We start from the raw sequence: 20,751 nt of genomic DNA, 5'->3' as shown, positions 1-20,751 counted from the left end.
TCCGCCATGCAGGTCACCCCGGGACATTTGTTCGCCCAGATGAACTTCCGTGACGTCGAGGTGTCCGACGAACGCCTGGTCATCGAATTGGACAACCAGCCGAATCTGGTGAACCGGCGCGGAGCGCTGCAGGGCGGTCTGGTCGCGACGCTGATCGACATCGCCGCGGGCCGGCTGGCCGACCGGCATATCGGGCCGGGTCAGGATGTGACGACGGCAGACATGACGATTCACTTCCTGGCGCCGGTGCTCGAAGGCCCGGCCCGCGCCGAGGCCACGATGGTGCGTGCGGGGCGCCGCCTGCAGGTCGTCGCGGTGGACGTCTTCGATGTCGCGCGGGACCGGCTCGCCGCCCGCGCAACGCTGAGTTTCGCGGTGCTCGACCCCCGCTAACGAAACCGCAGCGATCCCAGCGCCGAACGCACCCGCTCGGGCAGGGAGCCGCCTTGGCTGAGCCAGTCGTCGAGCGCGATCCGCACCGACGCCATGGCCAAGGCGCCGAGCAGGCGCGGCCGCGCATCGTCGGGCAAAAGGTCGGGGAACCGCGGACCCAGAAGTTCGGCGATCGCGGCTTCGTAGCGCAGGTATATCTGTAGCGTCCAGGCACTGAACACCGGCGACGACCTCGTCAGCGTCGCGAGCTCACGCACCTGAGCGCTGATCGTGTCGAAGCCGTCGCCGAGACTCTCGAACGCACCGATGAGGGCCTCGTCGGCCGACAAACCGGGCGGCTGCACGGCGATCGCGGCAGTGATCGCGTCCAGCCAATGCGTCGTCATGCCCTCGGCGACGGCATCCTCTTTTGCGCTGAAGTAGCGGAAAAATGTGGCCCGGCCGACCTCCGCGGTGGCCGCGATGTGCTCGATGGTCGCGCCGGCCAGCCCGTGATCGGCGACGGCCTGCGCGGCGGCCGCGGCGATGCGGGCCTTGGTCGCGCGTTGCTTACGGACCATCAGACTTTCTCGCGCGATTCCCGATGAGACGACGTCCATGGTGGAACTATGTCTCACCATGAATGGTAAAGGCAACGACCTGGCCCCGGCGAGCCTGGAAGCGTGGAAATTCGTGCAGCAGATGCTGGCCGACCTCACCCAGACCGTCATCGAGGATGCGACGAGCGAGCGTGAACTACTCGAAGGGCTCGGCGTGCTGGCCAAGACCACAGCCCTGTGCACCGAGATGACGGTCGAGGCCGACGCCCAACGGCCCCGGTTCTTCGACATGTGCAGCGATACCCGCCTGATCGGCGGACCGAACCCCGACGGCCGATACCTGCTGGCGATGATCCGCGGGGACCGCACCTATCGGGTCAGCGGCACCCGCGGCGACACCGCCTATCTCGGGTTCCAGGTCCTGGCCGGCACCGGGCTGACACCGCGCCGGATGGCCGCCTACCTCGGCGACAGCGAACTTCGTTGCACCAGAGGCACGTTCGAGTTCGTGGTGTCGGCGTCCGAACCGTCGCCGGACACCCTGGGGACGGCGGAGTGGCTGCAGGTGCCCGAGGATGCGTCGTCGATCGTGGTGCGCGAGTACATCGGCGACGCCGCCTCCGAACTGCCCGCGACGATGAGCATCGACTGTCTGGATGCGCAGCCGTTGCAACCGCTTTCGGACGCGGCACTGGCCGAGGCATTCACCGCGATGGCGTGGACGATCGTCAAACTCACGACACTGCATCGCACCATCAAGCCCGAGATGCTGACCGAACCCAATGTGCTCGTCACCGCCCACGCCGCCGACCTGGGCAGTGCCGACACCACGCCCGACAACCTTTACATGATCGGGTCGTTCGCCCTTGGGCCCGACGAATCACTGGTGCTCGAATTCCCGCCACCGGACACCCGGTACTGGAACGTGACCCTCGAAAATGTCTGGCACGAATGCCTGGAACCGCGGCACCGGCACAGTTCGGTGACCAACAAGGCGGTGACGCCCGACGCGGACGGTCTGGTGCGGATCGCCATCGGCGCCAACGACTCCGGACACGGGCACTGGCTCGACACCGGCGGACGCCGCCGCGGCTTCGTCGTCGTGCGGTGGCTCGACAAGCCGGAAGCCCCCGTGTTGCGCAGCACCGTCGTTCGCGGTGCCGCCCGGTGAGCGCCGCCCGGTTCCGCCCCGGTTTGCTCATCGAAAAGGCCTGCGAAAACTCGGGTCTCGACGACTTCGGCGACGGCACCACCTGGCGCGACGGCCTGGATCGGGTCTGCGACAGCCTGGCCTCCAGCCAGGCGCGGCTCAACGACCTCGGGGTCGAGATCGCGCTGATGGACATCGACCGCGCGCTGACGAGCAGGCTGCAGATCATCGACTGGCGCAACCGCCATCCTGACATCGCGGCGGCCCCCGTCGAACGGCCGATCTTCATCGTCGGCCAACCACGCACGGGGACGACGATCCTGTTCGACCTGCTCGCCCAGGATCCCGAGCTCCGTCCGCCACTGACCTGGGAAGTGGACAATCCGTTCCCGGTGCCGGCGCCGGATACCTACGACACCGACCCGCGGATCGCCTCGACGCAGGCAGCCCTTGAGATGTCCGAGCAGATCGTGCCCGGCCTGCTCACCCACCACCCGATGGGTGCGCTCGTCGGACAGGAATGTGTGCGCATCGTCGCAGGCGAGTTCTGCTCGATGATCTTCCCGACGCAATATCGCATGCCGGACTACTACCGCTGGCTGCTGTACGACGCCGACCATTGCCCGGCGTACCGCTATCACCGGATCTTCCTGCAGCACCTGCAGTCCGGCGTCGGGGGTCAATGGCTGCTGAAGTCGCCGGCACACCTGTGGCAGCTCGATGCGCTGCTCGCCGAGTACCCCGATGCGTTGATCGTGCAGACGCACCGCGATCCGCTCAACGTCATCTCGTCGGTCAGCGCGCTGATCCACCACCTGCGCGGCATGGCGTCCGATGAGTCCTCGATCCCCGATTGTGCGGCGCAGTCGCGCGAACAGATCGTCGTCGGCCTCGAATGTGCCATGACGATGCGAGATTCCGGCGTGGTGCCCGCGGAGCAGGTGATCGACGTGCACTTCCGCGACTTCATGCGCGACCCCTTCGAGACCATCCGCGCGCTCTATCGGCGGCTGGGTCGCGAGCTCTCACCGATCGCCGAGCAGCGGATGCGCAATCACCTCGCCGCCCATCCCGGCGATCACGGCGGCAACAGATACCGGTGGGCCGACACAGGTCTGAACGCCTCCGAGGTGCGCGAGCAGGTGCGCGCCTACCAGCAGCGCTACGACATCCCCGACGAGCCGCTGCGGTAATCCCTCAGCCGTTGCGCAGCAGGCCGCGTCGCCACGTCTTGCGCGGCCCCCTGATGTCGACCGACCCGCACACGACCTTACCGGTCAGGATCACGTGCGGATTCCCTTCCGCCGGAGCGTCTTTACGATGGTCATGCGCACTGCCGACGTTGACCTCGACGTCGTCGATGGAAGCGCTCGCCCCGTCTGGCAGGCGCAGATCGAGGCCTCCGAATCGCATGTCCAACTCGATGACGACGATGGGCCCGGCGAAGCGTGCGCGGGTGAGATCGAGATCGACCGAGCCCATCCGTCGGTGCAAGGCCAGCCTCGACGGCACCACCCATTCGCCCTGCCGCTTCAGCGAGCCCAGGACGCCGCGCAGTTCGACGCGATCGGCCGCCGAGGTGACAATCGCTCCGGGGCCGGGCAGGTCACCGACGAGCGCATCGAGTTCGGAACGTTGCCGGGCCTGAGACACCATTGCGGAACGTTCCTCGAACTCCTGGATGTCGATCAGGCCGAGCGCGACGGCGTTGTGCAGCCTGCGCAACGTGCCGTTGCGGTCCGCGTCGGAGATCCTCATCTCGGTCGGCTCGACGGCACCGTATCGGCCGTGGTTGATGTCGGTCATGGCGACATCTACGGTACCGCCGGTAGTGGGTCGACCTCCCGCCAGGAGGTCCGCCGGCTGCAGCCCGTGGCGGCCGATTCCGCGCTGACCGGCTACGCCAGGTAGTCGGGTGGCAGCGAGTCGAGCATGTTCTTGACCATCCGCACCGCGTACTCCGAGCTGCCGCCCCCGACGATGAGCGCCGAAAAGGCCATGTCTCCGCGATAACCGGTGAACCAGGAGTGCGAGCCTCCCGCGAACTCGGCCTCACCGGTCTTGCCCCGGACATCGCCCGCGCCCTGCAGGTCCTCGGCGGTCCCGTTGGTCACCACGAGCCGCATCATCGGACGCAGACTCTCGACCACGTCGGGCGAGATCTCCTGCCGTTCACCGGTGACGGCGGTCTCGCGGCCTTCGATGAGGTGAGGCACCGGGGTATGGCCTGCCGAGACGGTCGCGGCGGCCAGTGCCATCCCGAACGGGCTGGCGAGCACCTTGCCCTGGCCGAAACCGTCCTCGGTGCGTTCGGTCAGGTTGACCGTCGGCGGCACCGAACCGCTGACAGTCGGCAGGCCTGCGATGTCGTAGTCCGGTCCGATGCCGTACTGCGAGGCCGCCTGGGTCAGGCCTCGCGGCGGCATGCGGCTCGCCAGTTCGGCGAAGGTCGTGTTGCACGAGCTGGCGAAGGCCCGCGACATCGGGACCGTGCCGAGATCGAAACCGCCGTAGTTCGGCACCGTGCGGTGGCCGATGTCCATGGTTCCCGGGCAGCCGAGAAGCGTGTTGGGCGTGGCCATCTGGCGTTCGATCGCAGCCCCCGCGGTCACGATCTTGAACGTCGAGCCCGGGGGGAACAGGCCCATGGTGGCCAGCGGACCTTCGCGGTCGGCCGCGGAATTCTGTGCCACCGCGAGGATCTCACCGGTGGAGGGCTTGATCACCACGATCATCGCCTGTTTGTCGGTGAAATTGACCGAGTTCTGCGCTGCGTTCTGGACCGAACGGTCGAGGCTGATGCTCACCGACGGCGCCGGTGCGCCGGGCACCTCGTTGAGGACGTCGACGTCGACACCGTTCTGGTTGACCGTGACAACCCGCCAGCCGGGGTCGCCGTCGAGGTCCTCGGCGACGGTCTTCTTGATCTCGTTGACCAGGGCGGGGGCGAATGTGTCGTCCGTCGGCACCATCTCGGGCTGCGGTGTGATCACCACGCCGGGCAGCGCGCCGACAGCTCCCACGACGGCGTCACGGTCGGCCCGGCTGAGTGTCATCAGGCTTAACGACCCCGGGGTCGAGCTGGCCAGCTCGGCGAGCCGCTGCGCCTCAAGGGTGTTGTCAAAGCGGTGCAGCACACCGGCGACGGTCCGCGCGGTGGCCATCAGGTCGGGTCCGGCGGCCCGGGCGTCGAGTGCGAAGTGATACCTGTAACCGGGCACCAGGACGTTCGTGCCGGTGCGTTCGTGCACGGACGCCCGCGGTGGTGAGTCGGCGCGCAATGCGAAGGTCTGGTTCTCCCCCAGCCGCGGATGCAGGCCGGTCGCACTCCAGCGCACCTCCCACCGGCCCTCGTCGCGGACCATGTTGAGCTGTCCGTCGTAGCTCCAGGTGCGGTCTTTCGGCAGGTGCCACGTGTAGCGGTAGGCGACGCTGCCGGTGTCCTCGGCGTACTTGGAGCTGAGGATCTGGGCGTCCAACCCGGTGGCCTGCAGTCCGGCCCATGCCTCGTTGAGTGCGGCGCGGGCCGCCTCGGGGTTGTCGGCCAGCTGGGCCGCGGCGCCGGTGTCACCGGTGGCGAGTGCTTCGAAGAACTCCTCCGCCGTGGGCTCAGGGCCGTCGGGTCGAGGGGTGCAGGCACCCAGCGTGAGGACCAGGGCCGCGGCCGTCAGGAGCGCCGCGCTACGTGATACGGGTGAGAACAGTGTTGCCATTGAGGCAGATGTTACGAAGCCGAGACCTCAAGCCCGCGGAGGCGCACCGGCGCTCCATCCGCCGAAATCCACTTTTTGCAGACAAAGTGCAAGTGGCGTGTGGCAAAAAGTGGATTTCGACGCGGCGCGATCACCCGCTCTGGTCAGCCACCTGCGAAACGTGGGGACGTGAGATTCCTGTGACGCCCCGTCAGGATCCGAACGCGCCCGCCGCCGGCGCGCGCACAACCAGAGGCACCGCCGGGAAGTAGGCCGCCATCTCCGAGCGCGACGCGCGCAGCGCCGCGGTGCCGTAGCCCTGTTTGCGATGGTCCGGGTGAATCCATATGCGCACCCCGACCTCGCCGTCGGCGAGCTCGCCGAACACCATGCCGACCTTCGTCGTCCCGACCTCGGCCACCAGCCACGCCGCCTCCTCGGCGGCGACGCGTGCCACGGCATCTCGGATCTCGTCGGCGAGATCACCTGCGGGCGCCGCGGTTCCGTCACCCGCGGAACGCATGTCGGCGGTGCGCGCGGCAAAGACGTCACGGTCCGCCTCAGCGGAGAAAGGCCGCAGCATCAGCCGGCGCGCCGACCCCGGTGTCTGTTCGGGTGGGGTGAAGGTCGACGCCTGGCTGTTCAGGTTCTGGAGCTCGTTGGCGATGCGCCGCCGCGACACCCTGGTGAGCCGGTCGAAAGACAACCGCAGGACGGCCTCGGCGGCCTCTTCGGACGTGTCGAGCAGTGCGGCGATCGACTCGATGGCGGCGTCGTAATCGTCGGACGCGACGACCGCGTCGAGCACCTCGTGGCGGCGCTCCATGGCGTGGACGAGCGCGTCGGCAATAGCCCTGCGCACCGCCGTCACATCCTGCTCGGTCATATCGGAAGAGTAGGCGGCATGCCCGTTCAGTCGAGCAGGACCGTCGCAAATGACGCGATCTCGGTGAAACCGATACGCGCGTAGGTTGCCCTGGCGACGGTGTTGAAGCTGTTGACGTACAGGCTCGCGATGCGTCCGCCGCCGACGATCGCCGCCGCGACGGTTGCGGTTCCGGCGGTACCGACGCCCCGGCCCCGCTGGTCCGGATGCACCCACACGCCCTGGATCTGACCGACGGCCGGCGACTGCGAGCCGACCTCGGCCTTAAAGACGACCTCGCCGCGATCGAACCTCGCCCACGCGCGTCCTGCCGCGATCAGCCCGGCGACCCGGCGGCGGTAACCCCGCCCCCCGTCGCCGATGCGGGGGTCGATGCCGACCTCGCCGATGAACATGTCGATGGCAGCCACCAGATACGCGTCGAGCTCCTCGATACGCACCTGCCGCACAGCCGGATCGGCGGCGCACGCCGGAGCCGAACTCAGCGCCATCAGCGGTTGGTGCGCGCGTACGTCGCGCGCAGGACCCCAGACCGGCTCGAGCCGCTGCCACATCGGGAGGACCAACTCGGAGCGCCCGACCAGCGACGAGCAGCGGCGCGCGGAGCTCATCGCCTTGTCGGCGAACGCATTCAGGTCTCCGAGCCCGCCGCGCAGAGGGATGAGGTTGGCGCCGGCGAAGCACAGAGATTCCGTTGCGCGCCTGCGGGTCCACAGTTCCCCGCCGATGGCGGACGGCTCGATGCCGTGCTCGGCGACGCGGGAGGCGACCATGCAGCCCGCCACCGGATCCTCGTCGAGGACCTGACGCACCGCGCCGATGTCGCGCACCACCGACACTCTGCGTTCGTCGACGAGACGAAAAAGCGGAGGAGCCGACATCTGGACTCTTTCTGCGACTGACCCGTAGGCGGATGGCCCCACCCCCTGGGGCCGGATATCAGCTTACGGTCACAACGGGCGAACCGGTGACATCATCGGTTCCGGGTCCCGCCCCAATTTCTTCGGCAAGCCTCAGCGCCTCTTCGATGAGGGTCTCGACGATGAGTGCTTCGGGCACGGTCTTGATCACCTCACCCTTGACGAAGATCTGGCCCTTCCCGTTGCCCGAGGCCACCCCGAGGTCGGCTTCGCGCGCCTCACCGGGTCCGTTGACGACGCAGCCCATCACCGCGACCCGCAGCGGCACTTCCATGCCCTCCAGGCCGGCGGTGACCTCGTTGGCCAACGTGTACACGTCGACCTGGGCCCGCCCGCACGACGGGCACGACACGATCTCCAGGCCGCGAGGCCGCAGGTTCAGCGACTCCAGGATCTGGTTGCCGACCTTGATCTCTTCGGCCGGCGGCGCCGACAGAGACACCCGGATCGTATCGCCGATGCCTTTGGACAGCAGCGCGCCGAAGGCCACCGCGGACTTGATGGTGCCCTGGAACGCCGGGCCCGCCTCGGTGACGCCGAGATGCAGCGGGTAGTCGCACTGGGCGGCCAGCTGCTCGTAGGCCGACACCATGATGACCGGGTCGTTGTGCTTGACGCTGATCTTGATGTCGCCGAAGCCGTGCTCCTCGAACAGCGACGCCTCCCACAGCGCTGACTCGACGAGCGCCTCCGGGGTGGCCTTGCCGTACTTCTTGAGGATGCGGGGGTCGAGCGAGCCGGCGTTGACGCCGATGCGGATCGGGATGCCCGCGTCACCCGCCGCTTTCGCAACCTCCTTGACCCGGCCGTCGAACTCCTTGATGTTGCCGGGGTTGACGCGCACGGCGGCGCAGCCGGCGTCGATGGCGGCGAAGATGTACTTGGGCTGGAAGTGGATGTCGGCGATCACCGGGATGTTCGCCTTCTTGGCGATCGCCGGTAACGCGTCGGCATCCTCCTGGCGGGGGCAGGCCACGCGCACGATGTCGCAACCGGACGCGGTGAGCTCGGCGATCTGCTGCAGCGTCGCGTTGATGTCATGGGTCTTCGTGGTGCACATCGACTGCACCGCGATGGGGTGGTCGCTGCCGACACCGACATCGCCCACCATGAGCTGACGGGTTTTGCGGCGCGGAGCGAGGACTGGCGCGGGAGGCGCAGGCATTCCAAGACCGATAGAGGTCACTTCGGAGTCTCCTACTGGAACAACGTGATCGGATTGATCACGTCTGCTGTCACGGTGAGCAGCGTGAAGCCCACCATCACGATGATCACGACATACGTGAGGGGCATCAGCTTGAGGTAGTTGACGGGGGCGCCGGCCACTCTGCCGCGCGCCTCACGGATCTTATTGCGAACCTTCTCGTACAACGCGATCGCGATGTGGCCGCCGTCGAGCGGGAGCAGCGGGATCAGGTTGACCGCCCCCAGCACGAAGTTCAGCTGGGCAAGGAAGAACCAGAACGCGACCCAGATGCCGTGCTCGACGGTCTCGCCGCCGATCCGCGATGCCCCGACGACGCTGATCGGTGTCTCGGGATCGCGCTCGCCGCCGGTGATGGAGTGCACCAGGGCCCCGATCTTGGTCGGGATCTTGGCGATGGCCTTGCCGAGTTCCACGGCCAGGTCGCCGGTGAAGACAAAGGTCCCCGGCACCGCGGTCAGCGGGTTGTACTGGGTGGGACCGAACGTCGCGGCGGTGACGCCGATGCTGCCGACATCGACGGGAGCGGCGGCTGCGCCGTCCTCGCCCGCCACGAAGCGCTGGCTCGGGGTCACGACGACGGTCGTGGTGAACTCGCGTACCTGGCCGTTCTCGTCGCGCTGCACGGTCAGTGTCGTCGGCCCGTTCTGCGCGCGCACGGCCTCGACGAGCGCGTCGAACGTCGGCACCTCGGTGTCACCGACCTTGGTGATGACGTCGTTGGCCTGGATTCCGGCGGCCGCCGCGGGGCTGTTGGCGATGCAGTCACCCAATTGCCCTTCGGTGACCTCGGACTTGATGCAGGACGTCTCCCCCACCACCGCGGTGGTCGGCGCCTTGATGTTGGGCAGTCCCCAGATGATCGCGATCGCATAGACCAGGATCAGGCCGATGACGAAGTTCATCGCGGGTCCGGCGAACAGCACCGCGACGCGCTTCCACGTCTTCTGCTTGTACATCGCGTACTGACGGTCCTGCGGATCGAGTTCCTCGACCGCGGTCATACCCGCGATGTCGCAGAAGCCGCCGAGCGGAATCGCCTTGATGCCGTACTCGGTCTGGCCGAGCCTGTTGGGGCGCCACGTGGACCACAGCGTGGGGCCGAAGCCGACGAAGTAGCGGCGCACCTTCATCCCAGTGGCGCGGGCCACCCACATATGGCCGCATTCGTGCAGCGCCACGGAGACCAGAATGGCGAGCGCGAACAGCGTCACGCCAAGCACGTACATCATCGTGGCGGCCAGTCCTAACTTCTACTACCTGCGGGTTCCCGCTCGACCGCGCTCCGGGCCCGGTCACGGGCCCAGTCTTGTGCGTCGAGTACGTCTTCCACGGTAGCTGGTTCGGCGGCCCACTGGTCGGCAGCGCGCAGCACGTGTGCGACCGTGCGCACGATCGCGGGGAAGCGGATGCGGCCTGCGAGGAAGGCCTCGGCGGCCTCCTCGTTCGCCGCGTTGTAGATGGCGGTCAGGCAACCGCCGGCCCGGCCCGCCTCCCTGGCCAGCGTCACAGCCGGGAACACCTCATCGTCCAGCGGCTCAAAATCCCAGCGTGACGCGGTGGTGAAGTCGCACGCCGACGCCGCCCCTGCGACGCGGGACGGCCAACCAAGGGCCAGCGCGATCGGAAGTTTCATGTCGGGCGGGCTGGCCTGGGCGAGCGTGGATCCGTCTGTGAACGTGACCATGGAGTGCACGACCGACTGCGGGTGGACGACGACCTCGATGCGGTCGTAGGCGACGCCGAACAGCAGATGCGTCTCGATCAACTCCAGCCCCTTGTTGACCAGAGATGCCGAGTTCAGCGTGTTCATCGGACCCATCGACCAGGTGGGATGCGTTCCAGCCTGCTCGGGAGTGACACCCTCGAGTCGCTCAGCGGTCCAACCGCGGAAGGGACCGCCCGACGCGGTGAGGACGAGTTTGGCGACCTCGTCGGCGCTGCCGCCGCGCAGGCACTGGGCAAGGGCGGAGTGCTCCGAGTCCACGGGCACGATCTGGCCGGGCGCCGCCGCCTTCTGCACCAGAGGCCCGCCGGCAACCAACGACTCCTTGTTGGCCAGCGCGAGCCGTGCACCGGTGGCCAGCGCGGCCAGCGTGGGTTGGAGACCGAGCGCCCCGACGAGTGCGTTCAGCACGACGTCGACTCCCGTTGTTTCGGCGGCGCTCTCGATCAGGCGGGTCATCGCGTCCGGTCCGGAGAACGGCACGTCCCCGATCGCTGTCGCCGCAGCTTCGTCGGCGACGCCGACATTCGTCACACCGGTCTCGGCGCGCTGGCGCGCCAGTAGATCGCGATTGCCGCCGCCGGCGCCGAGACCGACCACCTCGAAACGGTCCGGATTGGCCGCAATGACCTCGAGGGCCTGGGTGCCGATCGAGCCGGTGCTACCCAGGATCAGTACGCGCAACCTGTCCGTCACGCGTTCATTGTGCCGTCCCCGGATGTGACGTGTGTGTGACGCCAACGCTTTGGACCCATCCAAACGGGTCCCGGCTGGGAATCACCCGTGTGCCAACTGAGTGCGGGCAACGGTGTCCGTATGCGAAGGGAATGGTGAAAATGATGACGAACCACCGGAAGACGACGGCTGTTGCCGGACTCGCTGCTCTCGCCATCTTCGGCGCGGCGGCCTGTTCGAGCGAAGAAGCTTCGAGCAACGCCTCGTCGGCGACGAGTGCGGCAGAGTCGGCCGTCGAGTCCGCGACCAGCGAGGAGACGACGCCGTCGTCGGCTCCCGCCGCCGACCCTGCGGCCAATCTGATCGGCAGCGGTTGCGCGGCGTACGCCGAACAGGTGCCCGAAGGTCCTGGCTCCGTGGCGGGAATGGCAGCCGACCCGGTGACGGTGGCAGCGTCGAACAACCCCATGCTGACCACGCTGACTCAGGCGCTCTCGGGCCAGCTGAACCCGAACGTCAACCTCGTCGACACCCTCAACGGTGCCGAGTTCACCGTGTTCGCACCGACCAACGACGCCTTCGCCAAGATCGACGCCGCGACGCTGGAGACGCTCAAGACCGATTCCGAGCTGTTGACGAATATCCTTACCTACCACGTGGTTCCGGGTCAGGCAGCTCCGGACGCAGTGGCCGGCGAACACACCACCGTCCAAGGTGCTCCGGTGACGGTGACGGGGGCCGGTAACGACCTGAAGGTCAACGACGCCGGACTGGTGTGCGGCGGCGTCAAGACCGCCAACGCGACCGTCTACATGATCGACACCGTGCTGATGCCGCCGGCCGCGTGATCCTGCGCCGCTACAACACCGACACGAAAGGACAGATATCATGACCGTCATCGCAAAACGTTGTCTCGGAGCAGGATTCGCCGCTGCGGCTGCAGTGGGCCTGTCCCTTGGCGTGGCCGGTACCGCGACGGCCGCGCCCGTCGGCCCCGGCTGCGCAGCCTACGCACAACAAGTTCCGGAGGGCCCGGGATCGGTGCAGGGCATGGCGATGGATCCGGTGGCAACGGCCGCGTCCAACAACCCGATGCTGACAACGCTCACGAAAGCCGTTTCGGGCCAATTAAATCCGAACGTCAACCTTGTCGACACGCTCAACGGCGCCGAGTTCACGGTGTTCGCCCCGACAGATGAGGCGTTCGCGAAGATCGACCCGGCCACCCTGGAGACGCTCAAGACGGATTCGGATCTGCTGACGAACATCCTGACCTACCACGTGGTTCCGGGTCAGGCGGCACCCGAGGCCGTCGTGGGCGAGCACGCGACGGTACAGGGCGCGACGGTGAATGTCACCGGCACGCCGGACCATCTCATGGTCAACAACGCATCGGTGGTGTGCGGTGGGGTTCAGACCGCGAACGCGACGGTCTACCTCATCGACACCGTGCTGATGCCGCCCGCGTAACAGCGCGGCTCCACAAACAGAGGGTCCCCCGCACACTTCCCCCGGCTGTGCGGGGGATTCCTCGTCTCTACCCTCGTCTCTACCGCTCGCCTCTACCGCGTTCGCTACCGTCCGACCGGCACGCGGCTCGGCGGGCCGTTCCCACGCCCCCGGCCGGCCTCGCAGCCCCGGCACGCGCGCTCTGGTGCAATTCAAGCAACTACAACGCCTGACACAACGATTCTCGCTCATCGAGCCAGGCCGATGGTAAGCAAGTGCGCTGCACGTCGCTCTCTGCTGAGAAATCAGAGTTCATAGTCGTAAATGAATCGATGCCCTCAGTAACTCGCTGTTGCACATTGTCGTGCTTGTCAATTACTCTGTGCACAGCAAGGCATTTCTAGCAAAGTATCTAGCTGCACCAAGGACCCTCCGGGAGGGCATTGTGTCCACACCAGTAACCCGCCTCGCCCATCCACGAGTCGCCGTGGTCGGACTCGGCTACGTCGGGCTGCCCACCGCCCTGTCCTTCACCGACATCGGCGCCGAAGTCATCGGCTTCGACGTCAGCGAGTCGCGGCTGACCGCGATCAAGGCGAAGCGAGTCGACCTGCTGGCCCGCGACCAGACCAGGCTGGCGGCCGCGCTCGACAGCCATCGACTCAACCTGACCACCGAGCCGTCGACGCTGGCTCACGCGGAGACGGTGCTGATCTGTGTACCGACCCCCGTGGATGCCCACTTGACGCCGGATCTGGCCGCCCTGTCCTCTGCGTGCGCGGCGGTGGTCGAGCACGCCCAACGGGGGCAGACCGTCGTGCTCACCTCGACCACATACCCGGGCTGCACGGCCGATCTGTTGGTCCGCCCACTTCAGGCACGCGGACTGCAGGTCGGGCACGACATCTTCGTGGCGTTCAGCCCCGAGCGGATCGACCCGGGCGTCGACGACCACGCTCCCGACCGCACGCCACGCGTGGTGGGCGGCGTGACCGCCGAATGCGCGCGTCGCGCGGCACGATTCCTGGAACCCACCGCGGGGTCGTTACACATGGTGTCGTCGCCCGAAGCCGCCGAGATGACCAAGCTCGTCGAGAACACGTTCCGCGCGGTCAACATCGCCCTGGCGAACGAGTTCGCCGATGCCGCTCGCGAAGTCGAGATCGACGTCATGGAGGTGATCTCGGCGGCGGCGACCAAACCGTATGGCTTCATGCCGTTCTATCCCGGTGCCGGCGTCGGCGGACACTGCATCCCGTGCGATCCGCATTATCTGTTGTGGCAGTTGCGTTCCCGGCGGACCAGCTCACCCGTTGTGGAGACCGCGATGGCCGCCATCGCCGAACGCCCCCGCGATGTCGTCGGCAGAGCACGGGATGTCCTCGCCGACGCCGGACACCGACTGCGAGGCGCCAGGGTGCTGGTCCTCGGGGTGGCTTACAAGCCGGGCGTCGCCGATGTCCGCGAGTCCCCCGCGCTGGCGATCATCGACATGCTCGCCGCCGAAGGAGCAGACGTGGCCTTCGCCGACCCGTATGTCGAAACCCTGCAGACCCCGTCGACGGGCACTCTGTTCCACCAGTCGAATATCGCGGAGCAACAGTGGGATCTCGTTGTCGTGCACACGATCCACCCGGGTGAGGACAACTCCTGGCTGGCAAATCAGCCCACCGTGCTCGACACCACCTACCGAGTCGGCGCCCTCGCCGAACACGTCACGCTGTAGGGGCGCCGTCATGGTTGACTACGCACCGCTGACGGCGGTGCCGGCAATTCCGCGCATCACCCGACGCGACGACTCGGTCAACGGCCTGAGGCGCGAAGGCAAGCACCACCGATTCATCGCCGCGCGACGGATCCGCATCGCCCGATGGCTCGACTCGCTGCCCGGCTACGTACGGATCGGGATCCGTCGCCTGGCGGTCATCACCGCCCTGTTGCCGCTGATCCTGCTCCTCGCGGTGCAGGCGCCCCTGGTACCGAATGCGCCGCTGCTGGTCGGCTACGGACTTCTCGTGCTCACCGCCACCATCTCGATGATGTATCTGGGCTTCGCCCGCTACGAAGATCCCAGCGTCCATGCCAGGAAACCGCGGCTTCCACGGAATCCGCTGGCACGCAGGGCACCATCGCAGGCGTGGGATTTCCCGCCACTGCCCGCCTCACCGAAGGTCAGCCTGCTTGTGGCGGTGCGTGACGAGGCCGACGGTATAGAGGACTGCGTCCGCACCATGGTTGGTTCGGACTACCCGAACCTTGAGGTCATCGTCATCGATGACGCCTCCACCGACGGCACGCCGGACATCCTGCGGCGCCTGGCCGGCGAACTCGACATCACCGTCCTCTACAACGACGTCAACCGCGGCAAGAAGCATGCCCTGACCGACGGGGTCATGGTCTCCACCGGAGATGTGTTGGCGTTCACCGACTCAGACTGCGTGCTGGCGCCTGAGGCCCTGTCGCGCTGCATTCGCGCGTTGGTCACCAACCCTGACCTCGGCGCGGTCAGTGGACACGCCCGCGCCTTGAATGCAGACGACACCGTGCTCACCCGCGCGCAGGATGCCTGGTATGACGGCCAATTCCGGGTCGCGAAGGCCGCCGAGGCGACGTTCGGCAGCGTCACGTGCGTGTCCGGACCCTTGGCGGTCTTCCGACGCGACGCGGTACTCAATTACTTTCCGGCGTGGGCCAATGACAGCTTCCTCGGCCGGGAGTTCCGCTTCGCCACCGATCGCCAACTGACCGGCTACGTGCTGGGCCAGGTCTGGAAGGGCAAAGAGCTGAAGCGGCGCTATGCCGATTCTCCTCTGGTGTTCGAGCAGGACCACCCGGAGCGGCACTGGCGAGTCGGCTATGTCCGCTCGGCACTGGTGTGGACCACCGTTCCGGCCCGCGTTCGCCCGTTCATGAAACAGCAGGTGCGCTGGAAGAAGAGCTTCATCCGCAACCTGTGCTTCACAGGCTCGTTCATGTGGCGACGCGGCCCCGGGCCCGCAGCGCTGTTCTACGGCCATGTGCTCTTCGTGGCGGTGGCCCCTTTGATGGCGATCCGTCACCTGGTGTGGGCGCCGGCGCACGGGCTGTACTTCCTCACCGCCCTCTACCTGTGCGGCGTACTCACCAAGGGGTTCGCATGGGCTGTCGTCTTCAAGCTGACCAATCCCGGAAACTCACGCTGGCGGTATCGCCCGGTCATGAGCCTGGTGAGTTCGGTGGTGCTGTCCTGGTTGCTGCCGTATTCGCTGCTCACCATTCGCAAGAACACCTGGGCCCGGGGCGCCCGATGAGATCACCCATCGTGAGTGCGCTGTTCACAATGCTTTTCGCGCTTGCAGGCGCGCTGCTGTATCTGACGGTGTTGACAGACGGAAGGTTCGGCTGACTCGCGTGTCCGATCCCGATACCCGCTGGCCCGCGCGCCTCGCGCATGGCGCCATCCGCGCATTGTTGTCGCTGCTCGCGTTGGGCCTGGTTTCGGCGCCCTTTGCCTACGCGACACACCGCCACATCACCAGAATGCAAGTCACCGAGCAATTCTCGACCACCCCGACCTCTCTGACGCCAGAGCAACAGGCACAGGCAGCTGACGTCGACGCACGCTTGCCGAAGCGCACGCCTCCGGTGATCCTGGCCTACCACGACATCCGCCCGATCAATCCGACGGAGGACCACCCCGACCCGGCCGAGAATCCGCAATACCACTACGTAGTCACACCGGAGGATTTCGACGCTCAGCTGACTGCGCTCAAAGCCGCCGGCTACACCTCCATCACGACCGATCAATACGTCGACTACCTCAACGGCGGCGAGATCCCCGAACGCGCCGTGATGATCACCTTCGACGACGGCACTCACGGGCTGTGGACCTACGCCGACAAGATTCTCGAACGTCTGGGCATGCACGGTGTGTCGTTCATCATCACTGCCAACGTCGGTGAGAAGCGTCCGTATTACCTGTCGTGGCAGGAGATCTCAAGAATGGCCGCCTCCGGCCGCTGGGATTTCCAATCGCACACCCGGAAGATGCATGCCAAGCTGCCGATCGACGCCGAGGGCACGGTCGCATCCGAAATGGTCAACCGGCGCTGGCTTTTCGAGGAGGGCCGTCGGGAAACCCTCGCAGAGTTCGAGGACAAGATCCGCACCGACCTGCAGGGTTCGATCGACGACATCACCGGCCACGGTCTGCCCCGTCCGCGAACCTTCGCCTTTCCGTTCTCGCAGGGCTACCGACTTCTCGAAGGCGGTGACCCCGAGGCGGCGGCCGTGGCCGAAGCGGTGATCGACGAGTTGTTTGCCGGCTCGTTCAACAACGCTCCGCCGCAACCGCTGCCGCCCGGCGCGAGGGCTGCCGAGGCGGGGATGACCGGCCGCATCGAGATCACGGTGGACACCACCGTCGAGGATCTGCTCGACGACGTGCGCGCCCGCACCGCCGTGAACCCGGCGCAGGCGCCGCCTTCACAGCGGCCGGATCTGTGGATCCCGCGGACCGACGCGCCGGTGGTAGCGCTTTCCGACGGCGGCAGGCTGTCGCTGTCCGGCCCGGGTCTCTACCAGGAGATGGCCTACGGTCTCGATGCCACCGCCGACTGGGCGTCCTATCAGGGGTCGGTGACGATCGGCGGATTGATGAACGTCGGCACCCCGGTCGCCTCGCTGGTCACCAGAGTCGCATCTCAGAACGAGGTCACCCTGCGCGTCTCCGCATCTGACGTGCGGCTCTCGGTTGGAAGGCGCTCGGCGGAAGCCGTGATCGACAGGCGCGAGGTCTCTCCGTCTGATCGTCACGCCGTGGAGTTCACGGTGTCCCCGGCGGGTACCGAGTTCGTCATCGACGGCTCGGTGAAGCTGTGGGTCTCCGCTGAGGGGGGCCCCCGCAGCAGCGGCGGATTCGGATTGATCGGCAGGCGGGAGATCGTGTCGGTCCCGTGGCCGTCGTTCACCGATCTGCGGGTCGCCGAGGGCGCGGACTTCCCCGGCGTCCGAGCGGGCGTGGGGGTGCCTGCCGGCTGAGTGCGGTCGGGACGCTATCCGATCGGCTCGACGACGAAATCGGCGAACCGCAACTCGGCGTTGTCGCCCCGTAGTCCCACTCCTCCGGCACCGGTCAGCGGCGCGCAGCCGATGCCGGTGTCGATCCCCGACACCGCGGTCCCGTCGCGGGTCGCGTTGATCGCGACCGCGCCGCCGGGTAGGTCCCTCACCGACACCAAAACATGCTGCCGGCGCCCGAACGGAATGGGCGCGCCGCCGACGACGGGCGAAAGGTCGTGATAGGTGCCGCCGTTCACGTCGCCGCCGGGGCACTTCTTCTTGATGACCATCTTGCCGTCACGGCGATCCACGCTGACCGCGTACAGCTCCTCGGGTGAGCGGTACCGCACCCAGACGTGCGCCCCGTCGTAATCGCGGGGCGGAGTGCGTTGCGTCGTGACCAGTTCCACGACATCGAGGCTCAGAGTCACATCGACGTCCCCGAATGTCTTGTCCGAGGACACCATCCGGAACACCGCCGAGCCTGTCATTCCGGGTCGGCCCCCCTCATCGGGAACACCTGTCCATCCGGCGCCCTGCGCCCGGAACAGCGATCCGCTGGTGACCGTCCACGGCGAATCCTCCTCGGCGGACTCGTGTTCCGAGGCGATCAGGCCGTCGGGACCGGAGAAGTCGTCGAGACCGGTCGGCTCGACGACTGCACCCGCGCACCCGGCCAGACTGGCCGCCACGGCGCAGATCGCGATGCTCTTGAACACAGCTGGGCCGATCCCTTCAGCACCCGAGCTTGGCGATGATGTTCTGGGCGAACAGCTCGACCGGTTTGCGGAACCGTTCGACACCAGGCGAATCGCCGTGCTGGGCACCCATCCAGGGGGCCACCATCACCGAGGTGATCCCCGCGTCCTGCGCCCGCCGGTAGAGGTCGACAGACGGTGGCTCCATGAGGGCCAGCAGGATGTCGAAGGGTTCGTCGAGGCGTCCGTACTCGCGTCGCAGTTCGGTGAGCCTGTGCGCGTAGCCGACGGCGTCGTCCCAGCGATAGGCGTAGCCGACCCAGCCGTCGCACAGCCGCGCCGCGCGACGCAGCGCGGCCTCGGACTCGCCGCCGCAGAAGATCGGCACGGGGCCGGGCGGGTGGGGTTCGATCATCATCTCGGGCACCTGGTAGTGCTCGCCATGCCAGGACACCCAGCCACCACGCCACAACGCGCGCAGCGCCGGGATCATCTCGTCGAGTCGTTTGCCTCTGGTGCTGAAGTCCTGGCCCATCAGCGCGTACTCCTCGCGCATCCAGCCGACGCCCGCCGCGAGCGTGACGCGGCCGCCCGACAGCACCGCGGCGGTCGCCACCTGCTTGGCGACCTCCAGAAGCGGACGGGCCGGGGCGATGTAGACGGCGTTGGAGAACCGCAGCCGCGTGGTGACGGCGGCCATCGCTCCGGTGAGCACCCATGCGTCGGGCCACGCCGTCTCCGGCGCCCAGGGTGGGGTGCCGCTGCCGGAGTCGGGATAGGTGGACTGCAGCTGCCGCGGATAGATCATGTGGTCGGACGTGACCATGCCGTCGAAGCCGGCCTCGTCGAGCATCTGCGCCAGCGGCAGTACGTCCGTGGTGTCCAGGAATGTCGCGCCCGACCAGAACTGCACAGGCATGACCCTTTCGTCAGAATTTCCGCGCCCCTGTTTCTCTATCCGAGATTGCGGGCAGCATCAATGCCATGGCCGCCGTGTTGTGGTTTCGCCGCGATCTACGGCTCGCCGATCTGCCGGCGCTGCTCGCCGCCGCCGAGGGTGACGGTGAGGTTCTCGCTTGTTACGTGCTCGACCCGACGCTGAAGTCTTCGGCGGGTGAGCGGCGGCTGCAGTACCTCTACGACGCACTGCGCGACCTGCGGGACAACCTCGACGGGCGGCTGCTCGTCACCCGCGGTGACGCGAAGTCCGTGATCCCGAAGATCGCGAAAGCTGTTGAGGCCACGGCGGTTCACATTTCCGAGGAGCACCTGCCCTACGGTCGCCGCCGCGACGACGCGGTGCGCGAGGCCCTGGGGGGCGATGTCGAACTGGTGGCGACGGGGTCTCCCTATCTGGTGTCACCCGGCCGTGTCACGAAAGGCGACGGCAGCCCGTACAAGGTGTTCACCCCGTTCTACGACGCGTGGCGCAAGCACGGCTGGCGCAAGCCCGCGGAGTCGAGCAAGACGTCGGCCCGCTGGATCGAACCGGGCCAGGTGAAGGGTGTGAGGGCTGTCGAGATTCCCGACCTCGGGGTCGAACTCGACCGCCCGGCGGGCGAGACCGGCGCACGCAAGCAGTGGATGGAGTTCGTGGAGGACGGGTTGGCCGGCTACGGCGACGACCGCAACCGCCCCGACCTCGATGGAACCAGCCGGATGTCGGCGCACCTGAAGTTCGGCACCATCCATCCGCGCACGGTGGCGGCGGACCTCGGCCGCGGCAAGGGCGCTCAGACATATCTGCGCGAGTTGGCGTTCCGGGACTTCTACGCCTCGGTGGTCCATGAGTGGCCGCGGAGCACGTGGTGGAACTGGAACACCGCTTTCGACGCCATCGAGGTAGACGACGGGCGTGAGGCCGAGAAGGCGTTCGAGGTCTGGAAGGCGGGCAAGACGGGCTTCCCGATCGTCGACGCGGGGATGCGCCAGCTGGCCGAGACCGGCTTCATGCACAACCGGGTGCGGATGATCGTGGCGTCGTTTCTGGTCAAGGATCTGCACCTGCCGTGGCAGTGGGGAGCCCGCTGGTTCCTCGATCAGCTCGTCGACGGCGACATGGCCAACAACCAGCACGGCTGGCAGTGGGCGGCGGGGTGTGGCACCGATGCGGCGCCGTACTTCCGGGTCTTCAATCCGACCACCCAGGGCAAGAAGTTCGACCCGTCAGGCGCCTACGTGAAGCGCTGGGTGCCGGAGTTGCGCGACGTCGACGACGTGCACAACTTGGGCGACGACGACAGACCCCATGACTATCCCGAGGCGATCGTGGACCACAAACAGGAACGCGCCGAGGCGCTGCGCCGGTACGGCGCCATCGGCTAGCGCCGGTACGGCGCCATCGGCTAGCGCCGGTACGGCGCCATCGGCTAGCGCCGG

The 20,751-nt window shown here is 67.2% G+C and carries 19 protein-coding genes; 9 read left to right on the top strand and 10 right to left on the bottom strand.

Translation table 11 applies throughout. The features are described 5' to 3' along the window. Positions 1-6 precede the first annotated feature (6 nt). Positions 7-393 carry a PaaI family thioesterase gene (locus ACAG24_RS24420; RefSeq protein WP_370475701.1) on the top strand — a complete coding sequence of 129 codons (387 nt, stop codon included), beginning with the start codon at positions 7-9 and terminating at the stop codon, positions 391-393. Here ACAG24_RS24420 and ACAG24_RS24415 read toward each other — a convergent pair. Beyond that, positions 390-992: a TetR family transcriptional regulator gene (locus ACAG24_RS24415; protein WP_370475700.1), complete on the bottom strand. Its 603-nt coding sequence runs from the start codon at positions 990-992 to the stop codon at positions 390-392. The two genes, ACAG24_RS24420 and ACAG24_RS24415, sit on opposite strands and share 4 nt — an antisense overlap. A gap of 19 nt (positions 993-1,011) precedes the next feature. Between ACAG24_RS24415 and ACAG24_RS24410 the strand changes: the two genes are divergently transcribed. Both ACAG24_RS24410 and ACAG24_RS24405 read left to right on the top strand, forming a co-directional pair. Then, positions 1,012-2,103, top strand: a complete 1,092-nt coding sequence (locus ACAG24_RS24410) for a DUF1214 domain-containing protein (RefSeq protein WP_370475699.1) — start codon at positions 1,012-1,014, stop codon at positions 2,101-2,103. Next, positions 2,100-3,275 carry a sulfotransferase family protein gene (locus ACAG24_RS24405; protein ID WP_370475698.1) on the top strand — a complete coding sequence of 392 codons (1,176 nt, stop codon included), beginning with the start codon at positions 2,100-2,102 and terminating at the stop codon, positions 3,273-3,275. The genes ACAG24_RS24410 and ACAG24_RS24405 overlap by 4 nt, the downstream gene beginning before the upstream one ends. A 4-nt stretch (positions 3,276-3,279) precedes the next feature. On the opposite strand, the gene ACAG24_RS24400 is transcribed toward ACAG24_RS24405, so the two are convergent. From ACAG24_RS24400 to dxr, 7 genes are all read right to left on the bottom strand, one after another. After that, positions 3,280-3,888 (bottom strand): DUF1707 SHOCT-like domain-containing protein, encoded by a 609-nt coding sequence (locus ACAG24_RS24400; protein WP_370475697.1) that lies wholly within the window; start codon positions 3,886-3,888, stop codon positions 3,280-3,282. A gap of 92 nt (positions 3,889-3,980) precedes the next feature. Then, positions 3,981-5,795, bottom strand: a complete 1,815-nt coding sequence (locus tag ACAG24_RS24395; protein WP_370475696.1) for a penicillin-binding transpeptidase domain-containing protein — start codon at positions 5,793-5,795, stop codon at positions 3,981-3,983. A 190-nt stretch (positions 5,796-5,985) separates the two neighbouring features. Beyond that, positions 5,986-6,660: a GNAT family N-acetyltransferase gene (locus ACAG24_RS24390; protein WP_370475695.1), complete on the bottom strand. Its 675-nt coding sequence runs from the start codon at positions 6,658-6,660 to the stop codon at positions 5,986-5,988. A gap of 26 nt (positions 6,661-6,686) precedes the next feature. Beyond that, positions 6,687-7,541, bottom strand: a complete 855-nt coding sequence (locus ACAG24_RS24385) for a GNAT family N-acetyltransferase (RefSeq protein ID WP_370475694.1) — start codon at positions 7,539-7,541, stop codon at positions 6,687-6,689. A gap of 58 nt (positions 7,542-7,599) precedes the next feature. Continuing rightward, positions 7,600-8,745: a flavodoxin-dependent (E)-4-hydroxy-3-methylbut-2-enyl-diphosphate synthase gene (ispG, locus tag ACAG24_RS24380; RefSeq protein WP_370475693.1), complete on the bottom strand. Its 1,146-nt coding sequence runs from the start codon at positions 8,743-8,745 to the stop codon at positions 7,600-7,602. A 32-nt stretch (positions 8,746-8,777) separates the two neighbouring features. Then, positions 8,778-10,016, bottom strand: coding sequence for a M50 family metallopeptidase (locus tag ACAG24_RS24375; RefSeq protein ID WP_370475692.1), 1,239 nt, complete (start codon positions 10,014-10,016; stop codon positions 8,778-8,780). Between the two features lie 14 nt (positions 10,017-10,030). Beyond that, on the bottom strand, positions 10,031-11,206 hold the full coding sequence (dxr, locus tag ACAG24_RS24370) for a 1-deoxy-D-xylulose-5-phosphate reductoisomerase (protein ID WP_445206226.1): 1,176 nt from the start codon (positions 11,204-11,206) through the stop codon (positions 10,031-10,033). Positions 11,207-11,346: 140 nt separating this feature from the next. Here dxr and ACAG24_RS24365 point away from each other — a divergent pair, with 140 nt between their 5' ends. From ACAG24_RS24365 to ACAG24_RS24345, 5 genes are all read left to right on the top strand, one after another. After that, entirely contained in the window at positions 11,347-12,033 is a 687-nt protein-coding gene (locus ACAG24_RS24365) for a fasciclin domain-containing protein (protein ID WP_370475691.1), read from the top strand. A gap of 40 nt (positions 12,034-12,073) precedes the next feature. Beyond that, positions 12,074-12,655 (top strand): fasciclin domain-containing protein, encoded by a 582-nt coding sequence (locus ACAG24_RS24360; protein ID WP_370475690.1) that lies wholly within the window; start codon positions 12,074-12,076, stop codon positions 12,653-12,655. 424 nt (positions 12,656-13,079) lie between these two features. Beyond that, a complete protein-coding gene (locus ACAG24_RS24355) occupies positions 13,080-14,360 on the top strand; it encodes a nucleotide sugar dehydrogenase (RefSeq protein ID WP_370475689.1) in 1,281 nt (426 codons plus the stop codon). 10 nt (positions 14,361-14,370) lie between these two features. Continuing rightward, positions 14,371-15,924: a glycosyltransferase family 2 protein gene (locus tag ACAG24_RS24350; protein ID WP_370475688.1), complete on the top strand. Its 1,554-nt coding sequence runs from the start codon at positions 14,371-14,373 to the stop codon at positions 15,922-15,924. A gap of 100 nt (positions 15,925-16,024) precedes the next feature. Then, positions 16,025-17,653: a polysaccharide deacetylase family protein gene (locus ACAG24_RS24345; protein WP_370475687.1), complete on the top strand. Its 1,629-nt coding sequence runs from the start codon at positions 16,025-16,027 to the stop codon at positions 17,651-17,653. A 14-nt stretch (positions 17,654-17,667) separates the two neighbouring features. Here the strand turns inward: ACAG24_RS24345 and ACAG24_RS24340 are convergent, their stop codons facing one another. Further along, positions 17,668-18,393, bottom strand: a complete 726-nt coding sequence (locus tag ACAG24_RS24340) for a hypothetical protein (protein WP_370475686.1) — start codon at positions 18,391-18,393, stop codon at positions 17,668-17,670. A gap of 16 nt (positions 18,394-18,409) precedes the next feature. After that, the gene (locus ACAG24_RS24335; RefSeq protein WP_370475742.1) at positions 18,410-19,285 is read right to left on the bottom strand and encodes a TIGR03619 family F420-dependent LLM class oxidoreductase; all 876 of its coding nucleotides are present in this window, start codon (positions 19,283-19,285) and stop codon (positions 18,410-18,412) included. A gap of 71 nt (positions 19,286-19,356) precedes the next feature. On the opposite strand from ACAG24_RS24335, the gene ACAG24_RS24330 reads away from it, so the two are divergent. Then, complete coding sequence (locus ACAG24_RS24330; RefSeq protein WP_370475685.1) at positions 19,357-20,697, top strand: cryptochrome/photolyase family protein; 1,341 nt, start codon at positions 19,357-19,359, stop codon at positions 20,695-20,697. The last annotated feature ends 54 nt before the right edge of the window (positions 20,698-20,751 follow it).

Origin of the sequence: Mycobacterium bulgaricum (genome assembly GCF_041287165.2) — a bacterium.
In the GTDB taxonomy this organism is placed as follows: Bacteria; Actinomycetota; Actinomycetes; order Mycobacteriales; family Mycobacteriaceae; genus Mycobacterium; species Mycobacterium bulgaricum.
Note: the sequence above shows the minus strand (reverse complement) of the source record. Positions and strands in the feature narration are given on the sequence as shown.

Bases quoted from the DNA above. Each gene is read 5' to 3' on its own strand.
- ACAG24_RS24420 (WP_370475701.1), top strand. From the start codon at position 7: ATGCAGGTCACCCCGGGACATTTGTTCGCCCAGATGAACTTCCGTGAC.
- ACAG24_RS24415 (WP_370475700.1), bottom strand. From the start codon at position 992: ATGGACGTCGTCTCATCGGGAATCGCGCGAGAAAGTCTGATGGTCCGT.
- ACAG24_RS24410 (WP_370475699.1), top strand. From the start codon at position 1,012: ATGAATGGTAAAGGCAACGACCTGGCCCCGGCGAGCCTGGAAGCGTGG.
- ACAG24_RS24400 (WP_370475697.1), bottom strand. From the start codon at position 3,888: ATGACCGACATCAACCACGGCCGATACGGTGCCGTCGAGCCGACCGAG.
- ACAG24_RS24395 (WP_370475696.1), bottom strand. From the start codon at position 5,795: ATGGCAACACTGTTCTCACCCGTATCACGTAGCGCGGCGCTCCTGACG.
- ACAG24_RS24390 (WP_370475695.1), bottom strand. From the start codon at position 6,660: ATGACCGAGCAGGATGTGACGGCGGTGCGCAGGGCTATTGCCGACGCG.
- ACAG24_RS24385 (WP_370475694.1), bottom strand. From the start codon at position 7,541: ATGTCGGCTCCTCCGCTTTTTCGTCTCGTCGACGAACGCAGAGTGTCG.
- ispG (WP_370475693.1), bottom strand. From the start codon at position 8,745: ATGCCTGCGCCTCCCGCGCCAGTCCTCGCTCCGCGCCGCAAAACCCGT.
- ACAG24_RS24375 (WP_370475692.1), bottom strand. From the start codon at position 10,016: ATGATGTACGTGCTTGGCGTGACGCTGTTCGCGCTCGCCATTCTGGTC.
- ACAG24_RS24365 (WP_370475691.1), top strand. From the start codon at position 11,347: ATGATGACGAACCACCGGAAGACGACGGCTGTTGCCGGACTCGCTGCT.
- ACAG24_RS24360 (WP_370475690.1), top strand. From the start codon at position 12,074: ATGACCGTCATCGCAAAACGTTGTCTCGGAGCAGGATTCGCCGCTGCG.
- ACAG24_RS24350 (WP_370475688.1), top strand. From the start codon at position 14,371: ATGGTTGACTACGCACCGCTGACGGCGGTGCCGGCAATTCCGCGCATC.
- ACAG24_RS24330 (WP_370475685.1), top strand. From the start codon at position 19,357: ATGGCCGCCGTGTTGTGGTTTCGCCGCGATCTACGGCTCGCCGATCTG.